A 12,580-nucleotide genomic window follows, 5' to 3' on the forward strand; every position below is an offset into this window, starting at 1 on the left:
CTGGCGGTCGGTACTCGGTCAGCCCCGCGGCCGCGTGACGATCACGCGGACGGCAGTCGGGTCGAATCCGTTGCAGGGGTTGTTGATCTGGGGGCAGTTGGACACGAGCACGAGGGTGTCGACCTCGGCGCGCAGCGCGAGGCGCTTGCCTGGCGCGGACAGGCCGTCGACGATTCCGAGTGCACCGTCGGGATCGACCGGCACGTTCATGAAGAAGTTGACATTGCCGACAAGATCTCGCTTGCCGAGGCCGTGACGTGAGCCGCCGATGAGGAAGTTCTCGACACACGCGTGCTGATGCTTGGTGTGGTGGCCGTAGCGCAGCGTGTTGGACTCCTGCGAGCACGCACCGCCGAGGGTGTCGTGATTGCCGACCTCGTCGGCGACGATCGTCATCATCGGCTGCGACTCCTGGTCACGGATGACCGTGCCGGTCGTGAGGAAGATATTCCCCTGCGCGGCAATGGTTGTCTGCGCCGAGTAGCGGATCGAGTGGTCGTGACCGCCGTAGAACAGCGTGTCGACGGCCTGGTTGCCGTAGAGGTCGACGATGGTCGCGACATCGCCCGCGGCAACGACTTCCGACCAGGGAGCGCGCTCTGCGACGATGCCGTCGTAGATCACGTCGCCGGGCACGAGCGCGAGTTCGGCCGCCGGGGCGGTGGTGGGATTGATCGTGGTGGTCATGATTGGTCCTTGCGTTCGGATGTGTGTAGTTCGGGGGTGGGGTGGTGGTTTCGACACGGCATTTCGGTGGTCGAGCCGGGCGCCAGCCTCCCGCTGGTTGAGCCGGGCGCCGCCTCCCGCTGGTTGAGCCGGGCGCGAGCGCAGCGAGCACCCGAGTCGAAACCACTCGGCGTCAGAAGCGCGTCGCGCCGTACACGTCTTCACTGTTGGCGACGGCTCGCTGGTATTCGGGGTCGCGGTCGGCGACGCCGGCGAGCAGCGCGTCGAGGTCGTCGGTGGCACGCCAGGCGAGCACTTCGAGTGGCCCCGAACGGAACTCCACGCTGGGGTCCAGCGGGTGCGCGGTGTTGGCGATCGCCACGATGCACGGCAGGTGCAGAAGCAGGTCGACGCTCTTGTCAGCGCCCGCGCTCCCCTGGAACTCGAACGATCCGTCGTCGTCGACTCTCACTCCCTCGAAGAGCGAGAGCGATGGCGCCACATCGGTGGGCGTCAATCCGTTCTTGGCCGCAGCCAGCTTGAGAAGCTCACGCCCCGCGGGAGTCGTCGAGTATGCCTCTCCGTGGCCGTATTTGGCGGCGTTGTCGGCGAGTGTGGTTGTGCCCGTGAGCGCGTCGTGGTGCGCGCTGGTGTCGTCGACGATGGTGGCGAGCACCCTGCCCTGATCGCTCAGAAGTGGGTGGCCGGTGGTGAGGTATGCCTGCCAGGGCACCTTGACGGTGTCGGCGACGTTCAGGCGTTCCCACGGGGCGTCGACGCGCCACAGGAGGAGGTGTGCACACGCGTCACCGGTGATGTCGCGCAATCGGATTCGCGTCCCGCGGGCGAGCACCTTGGTGGTGTACCTGCCGCCGGGAACGGTCTCGGCCCAGGTGAGCGTCGACGAGTCGACGTCGGCGATCGTCGTCGGCCAGTCGGTGGCAGGCACCACGGGCATGGAGTCGGTGATGGCTCCGGCCTGTGCACGAGCATGCGCGCGGGCACCGGCGGTGGAGGATGTGGAGGTGGTGGTCGAGGTGGTCATGTCGACGTCCTTCGAGAATGAGCTGGCGAGGTTCCGGGTCGTCCCGGTGGTCGGCTGCACGGACTCGATACGGTCCGGCAGGGCGTCGTCGCTCGGTTGACAAATCTATCAGTTGATCGATACTGCGGCAATCGCTACGAGCGCTTGCGTCCGACGAGTGCGTCTTCGGGTTCCGGTGCTCCCGGCTGGCCCTTGACCTTGAGGTACGCGAGGAATCCGACGATCAGCGTCGCCGCGACGAAGAGGATCGCGAAGTACTGCAGTACCCAGTTGCCGCCGTCGGGGTCGTAGACCTCCGCGCGAGGCCAGGCGATGTTCACCATCAGCAGACCACCCATGACGACGGCGATGATGTTGACCGGGATGCCCCACTTACCGAGGCCGAAGACCGGTCGGCCGTGGCTCAATTCGGTTCCGCGCAGGCGATGGATGAGTGCGGGCACCGTGACCATCAGGTAGGCGAGGTACACGATGACCACCGACACACTGGTGATCGCGGCGAAGACGCCAGCCTGCCCGAGGTTGACGAGCAAGATCAGAATCGCCAACGCCGAGACGACGATGCCGGTGATGACGGGAGTTCCGGTGCGCGGGTTGACCTTTGCCAGTGCCGAACCGAAGGGGAGGCGGTTGTCGCGCGCCATCGAGAACATCACTCGGGATGCCGACGCCTGAATGGCGAGAGTCGCGGAGAAGATCGAGATCGCGACGATGATCAGCAGCGCCTTACCGAGGACGGTGTTGAGTTGAGAGGTGATGACCCAGGCGATTCCCTGAGCGGAGAGTTCCGGCGCACCGAGTGACGGAGCGGCCATGAGCGCACCGATGATCATCAGACCTCCGCCGACGAACGAGACGAGCAGCGCGTTGATGATCGCCTTCGGCGCGGTGCGTCGAGGATCTTTGGTCTCTTCGGAAAGCTCTGCAGCGCTGTCGAATCCGTACATCACGTAGCAGGCCATGAGCATCGAAGCGAGGAAGGCCGGGAAGTAGCCGAGTCCCTGTCCGTGTTCTCCGGTGTTCGCGATCGCCGCCGCCGGTGAGCGTTCCGCCTTGATGAACATCGCGACGACGAGCGCCACGACGCCGATGATCTCGATGGTCACGCCCGTGACCGTGATCTTGCCCATGAAGCTGACGCCGACGCCGCTGATGATCGTGCAGCCGATGATCGTGATGGTGCCCAGGATGATCGCATTCGTAGCGCCCGAGACGGACGTGAGACTCGTGTCGTCGCCGACGAATTGGAAGCCCGACCAGATCTCGGGGAGCACGCTCTGCATCGCGATGGCCAGTGCCGCGACACTGACGATGTAGCCGACGAGCATGAACCAACCGGCAAACCAGCCGACTCCGTCGCCGGCGAGTCGTCGAGACCATTGGTAGACGGCACCGGCGACGGGGAACTTCCCGGAGAGCTCCGCGAAGACGAGGCACACGCAGAATTGGCACACGAAGACGATCGGCCAGGTCCAGAAGAACGCGGGACCGCCCAGACCGAAGCCGAGCGCGAACAGCGCGAACACGGTGGTGAGGATCGAGACGAACGAGAAGCCGGAGGCGAAGGCGGCATATCCTCCGATGCCGCGGTGCAACTCCTGCTTGTAGCCGAGTTGGGCGAGTGAGTCGGCGTCGTCGACGTCGCTCGTGGGCGAGGTGCCGGCGGGAGCCTTGGAGTCGGGTTGTGCGGTGGAGGTCATCGTGAGTTCCTTCGAGGTGAGGCTCCACATTGAGCGGGTTTATCTGCCAGTTGATAGATAACGCGCGCGCTTTTTCTATCGGGTGACAGATATGTTGCAGGGATGGAAACTCACGCTACGAGCGTGTTACGAGGACCAGGTCGCTTCGCCCCCACGCATTGCGGCCCGCTCCGATCGCGAAATCCCTGCGAATTGGTCGGACTAGACTCGATGACGCTATCGCCGCAACCCACGCCTCGGCACGAATGAAAGAGCTTCCAGATGAGTACTGCGTCCCGGCAAGGCCGAGTGGCGCCAGGCCCCGGCCGACCGCGCCTGGTCGAACAGCGCAGGCGAGGCGCCACCGCGCGTGAGGAAATCCTCGACGCCGCAGCCGAACTCTTCTGCCGCCACGGCTACACCGGGACGTCGACCCGCATGATCGCCGAAGCCGTCGGCATCCGCCAGGCGTCGATGTACCACTACTTCAAGAACAAGGACGACATCCTCGCCGCGCTGCTCGACGCCACCGTCGTCGGATCTCTCGAGCGCGCAAGAGAACTGCTCGACGACGACCGCGCACCCCTCGACCGACTCCTCGACCTCGCACGATTCGACGCCACACAACTCGTCGACGAGCGCTGGAACCTCGGCTCGCTGTACCTGCTTCCTGAGGTGGGCGACGACCGCTACGCCCAATTCCGCACAGCGCGAAGCGAACTCGCCGCCGCCTACGAAACCCTTGCCGCCGCCGTGCTCGACGACCCCACAGACACCCGCAGCCTGCTGCCCTTCCGCCTCGTCGAATCGATGATCATGCTCCGCTCCGACGAGCAACGCGACGAACTCGACGGCCGCACCGCCGCCGACCTCGTCGACACGATCGTCGGCGCGATCGAGATGCTGCTCACGCACCGCAGCCCCGCCTGACGTTCGGGAGCGTCGGCGCGCGGAGCCCTGGGCCAGCGTCTGGCGGCGCCGACGGCAGATAGGCTGACACTCATGGCAGGGCACAGCATGGAGTTCGACCCGATCGCCGAGGCGAAGGCCAATTGGACGTCGGCCGGCTGGGGCGACGTCGCAGACGGGATGGTCGCGGTGACCTCCGTGATGCGCGCACACCAGATTCTGCTGGCTCGCGTCGAATCGTCGCTCCGCCCTTATGATCTGACCTTCTCGCGCTACGAATTGCTTCGGCTGCTTGCCTTTTCGCGCAACGGTGCACTGCCGATCACCAAGGCCAGCGACCGCCTACAGGTGCACGTCACCAGCGTCACCCATGCGATTCGACGCCTCGAGGAGGCGCAACTCGTTCGACGCCTCCCCCACCCCACCGACGGCCGCACCACGCTCGTCGAGATCACCGAACTCGGCCGCTCGACTGTCGAAGACGCCACCGCGACGCTCAACCGCGAGGTGTTCGCCGACGTCGGAATGACTTCGGACCAGATCAGCGGCCTCGTCGACGCGATCCACGAACTGCGCCACAACGCAGGCGACTTCTGAGCCTGAATCACGCCAGACCCGGATCGCCCTCGAACGTCGTCGATCAGTATGACAATCTCGCCGGATTTCGGGCCTTCTCGTCATACTGATCAGGCTGCTGCCGCTTCGAGGGCTGCCTCGATCGAGGCGATCACGTAGTCGGGCCGCTCTACTAGGTCAGACCACGTGAAGTTCAGTACCGTCCAGCCCTTGGCGATGAGGGGCGTTGCGTCGAGTGCGGTCATGTTGAAAAGCCTTGGCGTCCCGGTGGCATGCGAAGCCGTCTATCTCGACGGCGAGCATCGCGGCGGGAAACGCGACGTCGATCAGGTAGTCGCCCTCCGCCAGGTTCGCCACCCATCCGGAAACGCCTGCTGCGTCGAGGATCTTGGCCGTGAGCCGTTCGGCCGCGGATCGAGCCCACCCGCTGATCGAGCCTGTCGAGATCACCCACCGGGCCCAGTGCTCTCGACCCGGGTGCTCCGCTGGTCGGGGCCCGCGCCACCTTGCCCAACGCCCACCAAACACCACACCCGCACAGCGCGTACACAACTCGGTCGTCAGCGCGACGCCAAGACAATAATCTCCTCGGCGCCCCGCTCACGTCACGTTTGTGTACGCACCCCGGCTCCAGCTAGACGACCCGTATGCACGCCAGCAGCCCCGCCGGGCTAGATGTGTGTCGAACCGAAGGATCTGTGTGCTGCAGCACCCACATCTTCCGATTCGACACACATTTCGGGCTGCGCGTCATACTGATCCGCGGCCGTAGCGGGTTGCGCCGCCGACGGCGGGGTCTCGACAGGCTCGACCAGCGGGGTTCAGCCCGGGCGGCGAGTGGTCTCGACAAGCTCGACCAGCGGGTTGGGTTCGACCAGCGGGTTGGGCTCGACCAGCGGGTTCAGCTCGACCAGCGGGTTGCGCTCGACCAACGGGTTCAGCTCGGGCGGCGGGTGGGCTCGGGCGGCGAGTGGTCTCGACAAGCTCGACCAGCGGGTTGCGCTCGAGCGGCGAGTCGGGCTCGACCAGCGGGTTGGTCGAGGGCCGGCTCGGCGAGCTCAGCGCAGGGTCGTGATGATCGCCGAGAAGTCCAGGTCGGAGTGCTGTTCGGCGAAGGAGCGGTACAGCGCGGCGGCGTGTTCGCCGAGGGGGGCGCGCGAAGCGGTGTCGGCGATGGCGTCGAGTGCTAGGCCGAGGTCCTTGTTCATCAGCGCGGTCGCGAAGCCAGGCTTGAAGTCGTTGTTCGCGGGCGAGGTCGGCTGCGGGCCGGGGACCGGGCAGTTCGTCTCGATGGCCCAGCAGTTTCCGGTCGCGCCGGTGACGACGTCGTAGAGCGCGTCGTCGGAAAGTCCGAGCTTCTCGGCCAGCACGAACGCCTCGCCGACCGCGATCTGCTGGACGGCGAGCAGCATGTTGTTGCACACCTTCGCGGCCTGGCCTGCACCGGACTCACCGCAGTGAATGATCTTGCCCGCCATCGGTTCCAGCGTCGGCCGTGCGGCGACGAACGCTTCTTCGGTGCCGCCGACCATGAACGCCAGCGTGCCTGCGACCGCGCCCTTCACGCCGCCCGAGACCGGGGCGTCGACCTGGGCGAAGCCATGATCTGCTGCGCGCGAATTGATCTCGCGTGCGTCGGCGACGGAGATCGTCGAGCTGTCGATGAGCAGCGCGCCCGTTGCCGTGGCGGGGAGGATCTCGTCGTAGAGCTTCTTGACGATGGCTCCGCTCGGGAGCATCGTGATCACGACCTCGGCGATGGCGACCGCCTCGACCGCCGTGGGAAAGGTCTGCACGCCCGCGGCTTCGGCGGTCTTTACCGCTTCGGGAACCGGGTCGTACCCGTGCACGGTGTGTCCGGCCTTGACGAGGTTGGCGGCCATGGGGCCGCCCATGTTGCCGAGTCCGAGAAAGGCGATCGTCGTCATTGTCGATTCTCCCTGTGTTGAAGTGTGTGTGGTCAGGTGGAGTTGGTCAGGACTCGCGGAACCGTGCGGCCACCGACCTACCCACGACGACGCGCATGATCTCGTTGGTCCCCTCGAGTATGCGGTGCACGCGCAGGTCGCGGACGATTTTCTCGATGCCGTACTCGGTGAGGTAGCCGTATCCGCCGTGAAGCTGCAGCGCCTGGTCGGCGACGGTGTAACAGGCGTCGGTGACGTGTCGCTTCGCCATTGCGCACTGCTCCACCTTGTCGGGCGCATTCGCGTCGAGAGACGACGCCGCGTGCCACAGCATCAACCGTGAGGTCTGCAGCGAAGTGGCCATGTCGGCAAGGGTGAAGCGGATCGTCGGCTCGTCGATCAGGTTGTTCCCAAATGCCTTTCGCGACGCGACGTACGACGCCGCTTTGTCGAAGGCGGCCTGGGCGCCACCGAGAGACGATGCCGCGATGTTGAGCCTTCCCCCGTTGAGCCCGTTCATCGCGATGCCGAAGCCGATGCCCTCCTGCTCGCCGAGCAGGTTGGTGGCGGGCACGCGCACCTCGTCGAGAACGACCTGCGCCGTCGGCTGGGCGTGCCACCCCATCTTGTGCTCCTGCGCGCCGAAACTCAGCCCGTCGGAGCCTTTTTCGACGAGGAACGTCGAGATTCCCTTCGGTCCGTCGCCACCCGTGCGCGCCATGACGACATACAGATCCGACGACCCGGCTCCGGAGATGAACTGCTTGACGCCGGACAGCACATAGTGGTCGCCGACCTTCTCCGCGCGCGTCGACAGCGCCGCGGCATCGGAGCCCGCACCCGGCTCGGTCAGACAGTAGCTCGCGATGGTCTCCATACTCGCCAGGCGTGGAATCCAGTGCGCACGTTGCTCATCGGTGCCGTAACTGTCGACCATCCACGTGCACATGTTGTGGATGGAGAGGAAAGCGGCGACCGCGGGATCTGCGTAGGCGAGTTGCTCGAAGATCCGCACGCCGTCGAGTCGACGCAGTCCGCTTCCGCCGACGTCCTCGTTGCAGTAGATGGCGCCCATCCCGAGTTGGGCCGCCTCGCGCAGCTCCTCGACCGGGAAGTGATCGGTCGAGTCCCACTCGAGAGCATGTGGCGCAAGCCTTTTGGCCGCGAATGCCGCGGCGGTCTCGACGATGACCCGCTCGTCGTCGTCGAGACCGACCGCGGTTCCGGCCGAAGCGGTGGTCGTCATCGCCCTCAGTCCATCGTCGGGATGACGAACTCGGCCCCGTCCTTGACGCCCGACGGCCAGCGCGACGTGACCGTCTTGGTCTTGGTGTAGAACTGGATCGAACTCGGTCCGTGCTGGTTGAGATCGCCGAATCCGGAACGCTTCCAACCACCAAAGGTGTAGTAGGCCACCGGAACCGGGATCGGCACGTTGACGCCGACCATGCCGACGTCGACACGCGCGGTGAAGTCGCGGGCGGCGTCGCCGTCCTGGGTGAAGATCGCGACACCGTTGCCGTACTGGTGATCCGACGCGAGAGCGAGCGCCTCCTCGTAGTCGCCGGCGCGCACGATCGAGAGCACCGGCCCGAAGATCTCGTCGGTGTAGATCGACATGTCCTTGGTCACGTGATCGAAGAGCGTCGGGCCGATGAAGAAGCCGTTCGACAGATCGTCGTCGCCATAGGTCTGTTCGTCGCTGCTGCGGTCGCGGCCGTCGATGACAAGTTCTGCACCCTCTTCGACGCCCTTGCCGATGTAGCCCTTGACGCGCTCGAGTGCCGCTGCCGTGACCAGCGGGCCGTAGTCGGCCTTGGGGTCGAGGCTGTGGCCGACGCGCAGGGCGTTGACCTTGTCGATCAACTTGGCGCGCAAACGTTCTGCTGTCTGCTCCCCGACCGGGACGGCGACACTGATCGCCATGCAGCGCTCGCCTGCACTGCCGTAGCCTGCACCGATCAACGCGTCTGCGGCCTGGTCGAGATTGGCGTCGGGCATGATGATCATGTGGTTCTTGGCGCCGCCAAAACACTGTGAGCGCTTGCCGTTCGCGGCGGCGGTTGAGTAGATGTACTGCGCGATGTCGGAGCTGCCGACAAAACCGAGCGCCTTGACCTCCGGGTGGTTCAGCAGTGCGTCGACGGCCTCCTTGTCGCCGTGCACCACCTGGAACACGCCGTCGGGAAGACCTGCCTGCGTGAACAATTCGGCGAGACGCACGGGAACCGACGGGTCACGCTCGCTCGGCTTGAGGATGAAGGCGTTGCCGCATGCGAGTGCCGGCCCGGCCTTCCACAACGGGATCATGGCCGGGAAGTTGAACGGAGTGATGCCCGCGACCACGCCGAGTGGCTGGCGGATCGAGTGCACATCGATGCCCGAGCCGGCACCCTCGGTGAACTCACCCTTGATCAAATGCGGTATGCCGATGGCGAATTCGATGACCTCGACGCCGCGCTGGATGTCGCCGAGGGCGTCGGCGTGCGTCTTGCCGTGTTCGAGCGAGAGCGTCGTCGCGATCTCGTCGGCGTTCTGATTGACAAGGTCGACGAAGCGCATCAACACGCGGGCGCGACGCTGCGGGTTCCACGCGGCCCACTCCTTCTGCGCTTCGACGGCGGTTGCGACAGCGGCGGCGACGTCGTCGGTGCTCGCGAGGGGAACGGAGGCCTGGACCGCGCCGGTGCTGGGGTTGAAGACGTCGGCGTGACGTCCATCTGTCACCTCGACGCGCGCACCGTTGAGGTAGTGCGGAATGGACGGTACGGATACATCAGCGGTCACCGGTGATCACCTGTTCTGGGTTGTGGAGGTTCGGATTGTGGACGTCGAGTGTCGTGACGCTTGTGGGGCCGGGAGATGTGAGCCATCAGACCCTGTACTCACACATACTAGGACATCCAAGTAATTTCGTAAACGCCTTCCGGCAAAGGAGCCGCAGAAGGCTCCGGTGTGCCCGAGTGGCCACTTAGGGTAGCCTTCGTTTGGTTGCGATCGCCCGTCGATCGCGCCCGTATCCATCAAGCGAAGAATCAAGGGAGTAGATCGTGTCCGTCGTCATCCTCTACGGCACCGAGACCGGCAACGGAGAGCTCGTGGCCGACGCCATCGCCGATGTCCTGGCTGCCGAGCACGATCCGTCGATCTACGACATGAGCGAGTTCGCCGTCGAGGATCTCGACCCCGACGACTTCCTCGTCGTCGTCTGCTCGACCTACGGCGAGGGCGAACTGCCGACGGGTGCCGAGCCCTTCGCCGAGGAGATCACCGAAACCACCCCGGACCTGTCCGGCGTGCGGTTCGGCGTGTTCGGACTCGGCGACACCATCTACGGCGAGACCTTCAACCGCGGCGGCGAGCTCATGGCCGAGCTCCTCACCCGCCACGGAGCGACCCAGGTCGGAGAACATCACCGCCACGACAACTCGTCGTCGATCAAGCCTGCGAAGGCCGCAACCGAATGGGCGCAGGGCATCGCGAACGTGATCGAGTCCGTCGACGCCTGAACGTCCCCGGACGCGCGGCGTCGTCGACTCCCGTCAGGCGACCCTGCGGATCGGCGAGGGTGACGAGTCACGCAGTTGCGCTTCGCGTTCTTCGCCTCGCACTGCCGACGATTTCGCGAGCTCGACGACGGATCGGACCATCGCGGCGAGCACGATCCCGAGGAACAGCGCGGTGGGCACCGACACCTTGAGGTTCTCACCGAGGAGCACCACGCCGAGGGCCATCGCCACCGCGGGTTCCATCACGTTCATGGCCGGGAACGACGTCTGCAGGTCGCCCGCGCCGAACCCCTTCTGCTGGGCCACCACGGCTCCCGTTGCCACCAGAACCAGCAGGTAGACCTCGGGCTTGGCGAAGGTGTGGATGCCGTGGTGTATCGCCTGGTACACCACCGTCTTGACCAGGAGCGCCGACACTCCGAACAGTGTCCCCGCGGCCAGTCCGTAGAACAGTGCCCGGTAGTGCGGGGTGGATCGCTCGGCAAGGACGACACATCCGACGACGACCGCCGCGACCGCCGCGACGGCCCCCCACACCACCATGTCGTTGGGTCGTCGAAGCGACGGCTCGGGGCGCGAGATGAGCAGGAAGGTCGCGACACAGCCGACGAGAATCGCACCCCAGGCCCACTCCTTGGCCTGCGGATGCCGATGGTCGGCCCACGCTTCGAGCGGCAACGCGAACAACACCGCCAGCACGACGAGCGGCTGGACCAGCAGTATCGAACCCAATCCGAGAGCCGACGCCTGGAGCGCGAACCCGGCGATCGCGATCGCCGCTCCGAGCCACCAGCCCGGCGTGATGGCCCCCGACGCCCGAGAGGCACGCTGCCGGAGCACCGTACCCCCGGCGATGAGGAGTGCTGCGGCAGTAGCCAGCAGCGCGGGAAGCCAGGAATGCACGAAATCCAGGCTAACGGTGTCGTAGCGGCTTTGCGTCGGTGTCCCCCACTAATCTGAAGAGATGCGGGGCACACATCACGGCACTTCCGGGCACGACGACGCACGCGCGATCGCGTGGTTCCGGACCGAACTCGAGCAACTCGCAACCCTCGACGCCGAGACGATCACGAAGGTCCTCGACGCCGCGCACACCGACCACACGACCGTCCTGTCGATCATCGCCGACTGCCTCGACGAGGCCTACGAGTTCGACGCCCAGGCCGACGAGGCGTCGGCAACGGGCGACGACGACCACGCGCAGTTCTGTCGGCAAGAGTCCGCGGCGTGGCGAGCCACGGTCACGGTGCTGCGTATCGCCGACGCCCGCCAGCGCGGCGACCACGGCGCAGGCCGCTCGCGGAACATCGCATGAGCGCAGCACCCCGCACGCTGGTACTGATGCGTCACGGCAAGTCCGGTTACCCGCCGGGTGTCGCCGACCACGACCGCCCGCTCGCCGACCGCGGCCGTCGAGAAGCAGCGCTCGCAGGCGAGTGGATTCGCTCAGAGGATCTCCGAGTCGACGCCGTGCTCTGCTCGACCGCGACACGCACACGCGAGACGCTCGAGCGCACCGGCATCAGCGCGCCGACGACCTTCCTCGACGAAATCTACGGCGGATCACCCGTCGACATCCTGGAGGTCGTGCGGGTGTACGCGCCGGCCGATGCGTCGACCGTTCTCGTCGTCGGACACGAACCGGGCATGCCGAAGACGGCACTCACCCTCGACCCGGATGGATACATCGAACGGTTCCCGACCTCGGCATACGCCGTGGTAGCGGTGACCCTCGACTGGGATCGCCTGGGCCTGGACGCCGATCCCGATGCCGAACTCCTCGGCGTCCGGATACCGCGCGCCGAGGCGTAGTACGTCACACCTGACTCGACCCGAGATGCCAGAAGTGCTATCAATGGATTGCGCAATTTATCAATCCATCATTTCATCGCCCACATCAATCACCGAGGAGGTCGGCAGATGACGACCAACTGGCCGCAACCGCTCTACGAAATCAAGGCAAATCTGTTCAAGGGACTCGCGCACCCGGTTCGGATCCGCGTGCTCGAGGTGCTCAGCTCCAACGGTGGGCCGACGCCCGTCAGCGAACTGCTCACCATCACTGGGCTCGAACCGACGACGATGTCGCAGCACCTTGCCGTCTTGAAGCGGCATCGCGTGGTGCACAGCGAACGCGTCGGCAACGCTGTCTTCTACAGCCTGGCGAACCCCAAGGTCGCGGACCTTCTCGTGACCGCGCGCGGCTTCCTCGCCGACACGCTGGGTGCTGAACGCGACCAACTCGATTCGATGGCTGCGCTCCCGCCCGTCGTCGCACAGTGAGCGCGA

General features: G+C 65.7%; 15 protein-coding genes. 6 read left to right on the forward strand and 9 right to left on the reverse strand.

All coding sequences use genetic code 11. From position 1 onward, the window contains the following. Positions 1-18: 18 nt before the first annotated feature. The 3 genes from ACRVY7_RS06890 to ACRVY7_RS06900 all read right to left on the reverse strand — a co-directional run bounded on the left by ACRVY7_RS06890 (position 19) and on the right by ACRVY7_RS06900 (position 3,411). A complete protein-coding gene (locus tag ACRVY7_RS06890; protein WP_431816513.1) occupies positions 19-687 on the reverse strand; it encodes an urea amidolyase associated protein UAAP2 in 669 nt (222 codons plus the stop codon). Positions 688-859: 172 nt separating this feature from the next. After that, on the reverse strand, positions 860-1,711 hold the full coding sequence (locus ACRVY7_RS06895; protein WP_431816514.1) for an urea amidolyase associated protein UAAP1: 852 nt from the start codon (positions 1,709-1,711) through the stop codon (positions 860-862). Positions 1,712-1,845: 134 nt separating this feature from the next. Next, a complete protein-coding gene (locus ACRVY7_RS06900) occupies positions 1,846-3,411 on the reverse strand; it encodes an amino acid permease (protein WP_431816515.1) in 1,566 nt (521 codons plus the stop codon). A gap of 261 nt (positions 3,412-3,672) precedes the next feature. Between ACRVY7_RS06900 and ACRVY7_RS06905 the strand changes: the two genes are divergently transcribed. Together ACRVY7_RS06905 and ACRVY7_RS06910 are read left to right on the forward strand one after the other, a co-directional pair. Next, the gene (locus ACRVY7_RS06905; RefSeq protein WP_431816516.1) at positions 3,673-4,320 is read left to right on the forward strand and encodes a TetR/AcrR family transcriptional regulator; all 648 of its coding nucleotides are present in this window, start codon (positions 3,673-3,675) and stop codon (positions 4,318-4,320) included. A gap of 72 nt (positions 4,321-4,392) precedes the next feature. Then, a complete protein-coding gene (locus tag ACRVY7_RS06910) occupies positions 4,393-4,896 on the forward strand; it encodes a MarR family transcriptional regulator (protein ID WP_431816517.1) in 504 nt (167 codons plus the stop codon). 89 nt (positions 4,897-4,985) lie between these two features. Here the strand turns inward: ACRVY7_RS06910 and ACRVY7_RS06915 are convergent, their stop codons facing one another. The 5 genes from ACRVY7_RS06915 to ACRVY7_RS06935 all read right to left on the reverse strand — a co-directional run bounded on the left by ACRVY7_RS06915 (position 4,986) and on the right by ACRVY7_RS06935 (position 9,569). Then, positions 4,986-5,120 (reverse strand): hypothetical protein, encoded by a 135-nt coding sequence (locus tag ACRVY7_RS06915; protein WP_431816518.1) that lies wholly within the window; start codon positions 5,118-5,120, stop codon positions 4,986-4,988. A 576-nt stretch (positions 5,121-5,696) separates the two neighbouring features. Further along, positions 5,697-5,858 carry a hypothetical protein gene (locus ACRVY7_RS06920; protein WP_431816519.1) on the reverse strand — a complete coding sequence of 54 codons (162 nt, stop codon included), beginning with the start codon at positions 5,856-5,858 and terminating at the stop codon, positions 5,697-5,699. A 75-nt stretch (positions 5,859-5,933) separates the two neighbouring features. Beyond that, positions 5,934-6,803: a 3-hydroxyisobutyrate dehydrogenase gene (gene mmsB, locus ACRVY7_RS06925; protein ID WP_431816520.1), complete on the reverse strand. Its 870-nt coding sequence runs from the start codon at positions 6,801-6,803 to the stop codon at positions 5,934-5,936. A gap of 46 nt (positions 6,804-6,849) precedes the next feature. Beyond that, the gene (locus ACRVY7_RS06930) at positions 6,850-8,028 is read right to left on the reverse strand and encodes an acyl-CoA dehydrogenase family protein (protein WP_431816521.1); all 1,179 of its coding nucleotides are present in this window, start codon (positions 8,026-8,028) and stop codon (positions 6,850-6,852) included. A gap of 5 nt (positions 8,029-8,033) precedes the next feature. Further along, positions 8,034-9,569, reverse strand: a complete 1,536-nt coding sequence (locus tag ACRVY7_RS06935) for a CoA-acylating methylmalonate-semialdehyde dehydrogenase (RefSeq protein WP_064866707.1) — start codon at positions 9,567-9,569, stop codon at positions 8,034-8,036. A 263-nt stretch (positions 9,570-9,832) separates the two neighbouring features. Here ACRVY7_RS06935 and ACRVY7_RS06940 point away from each other — a divergent pair, with 263 nt between their 5' ends. After that, positions 9,833-10,291 carry a flavodoxin domain-containing protein gene (locus ACRVY7_RS06940; protein ID WP_431816522.1) on the forward strand — a complete coding sequence of 153 codons (459 nt, stop codon included), beginning with the start codon at positions 9,833-9,835 and terminating at the stop codon, positions 10,289-10,291. A 33-nt stretch (positions 10,292-10,324) separates the two neighbouring features. Here ACRVY7_RS06940 and ACRVY7_RS06945 read toward each other — a convergent pair whose 3' ends face one another. Then, entirely contained in the window at positions 10,325-11,194 is an 870-nt protein-coding gene (locus tag ACRVY7_RS06945; RefSeq protein WP_431816523.1) for a DMT family transporter, read from the reverse strand. 61 nt (positions 11,195-11,255) lie between these two features. Between ACRVY7_RS06945 and ACRVY7_RS06950 the strand changes: the two genes are divergently transcribed. The 3 genes from ACRVY7_RS06950 to ACRVY7_RS06960 all read left to right on the forward strand — a co-directional run bounded on the left by ACRVY7_RS06950 (position 11,256) and on the right by ACRVY7_RS06960 (position 12,574). Further along, on the forward strand, positions 11,256-11,606 hold the full coding sequence (locus ACRVY7_RS06950; RefSeq protein ID WP_431816524.1) for a hypothetical protein: 351 nt from the start codon (positions 11,256-11,258) through the stop codon (positions 11,604-11,606). Next, positions 11,603-12,103 (forward strand): SixA phosphatase family protein, encoded by a 501-nt coding sequence (locus ACRVY7_RS06955; RefSeq protein ID WP_064866715.1) that lies wholly within the window; start codon positions 11,603-11,605, stop codon positions 12,101-12,103. Before ACRVY7_RS06950 ends, ACRVY7_RS06955 begins: the two co-directional genes overlap by 4 nt. Before the next feature lie 108 nt (positions 12,104-12,211). Next, positions 12,212-12,574, forward strand: coding sequence for an ArsR/SmtB family transcription factor (locus ACRVY7_RS06960; RefSeq protein WP_064866717.1), 363 nt, complete (start codon positions 12,212-12,214; stop codon positions 12,572-12,574). Positions 12,575-12,580: the final 6 nt, after the last annotated feature.

The sequence above is a fragment of the Gordonia jacobaea genome (genome assembly GCF_965344965.1).
GTDB classification, from domain to species: Bacteria; Actinomycetota; Actinomycetes; order Mycobacteriales; family Mycobacteriaceae; genus Gordonia; species Gordonia jacobaea.

Bases quoted from the DNA above. Each gene is read 5' to 3' on its own strand.
- ACRVY7_RS06955 (WP_064866715.1), top strand. From the start codon at position 11,603: ATGAGCGCAGCACCCCGCACGCTGGTACTGATGCGTCACGGCAAGTCC.
- ACRVY7_RS06905 (WP_431816516.1), top strand. From the start codon at position 3,673: ATGAGTACTGCGTCCCGGCAAGGCCGAGTGGCGCCAGGCCCCGGCCGA.
- ACRVY7_RS06950 (WP_431816524.1), top strand. From the start codon at position 11,256: ATGCGGGGCACACATCACGGCACTTCCGGGCACGACGACGCACGCGCG.
- ACRVY7_RS06915 (WP_431816518.1), bottom strand. From the start codon at position 5,120: ATGACCGCACTCGACGCAACGCCCCTCATCGCCAAGGGCTGGACGGTA.
- ACRVY7_RS06895 (WP_431816514.1), bottom strand. From the start codon at position 1,711: ATGACCACCTCGACCACCACCTCCACATCCTCCACCGCCGGTGCCCGC.
- ACRVY7_RS06930 (WP_431816521.1), bottom strand. From the start codon at position 8,028: ATGACGACCACCGCTTCGGCCGGAACCGCGGTCGGTCTCGACGACGAC.
- ACRVY7_RS06910 (WP_431816517.1), top strand. From the start codon at position 4,393: ATGGCAGGGCACAGCATGGAGTTCGACCCGATCGCCGAGGCGAAGGCC.
- ACRVY7_RS06900 (WP_431816515.1), bottom strand. From the start codon at position 3,411: ATGACCTCCACCGCACAACCCGACTCCAAGGCTCCCGCCGGCACCTCG.
- ACRVY7_RS06890 (WP_431816513.1), bottom strand. From the start codon at position 687: ATGACCACCACGATCAATCCCACCACCGCCCCGGCGGCCGAACTCGCG.
- ACRVY7_RS06960 (WP_064866717.1), top strand. From the start codon at position 12,212: ATGACGACCAACTGGCCGCAACCGCTCTACGAAATCAAGGCAAATCTG.
- mmsB (WP_431816520.1), bottom strand. From the start codon at position 6,803: ATGACGACGATCGCCTTTCTCGGACTCGGCAACATGGGCGGCCCCATG.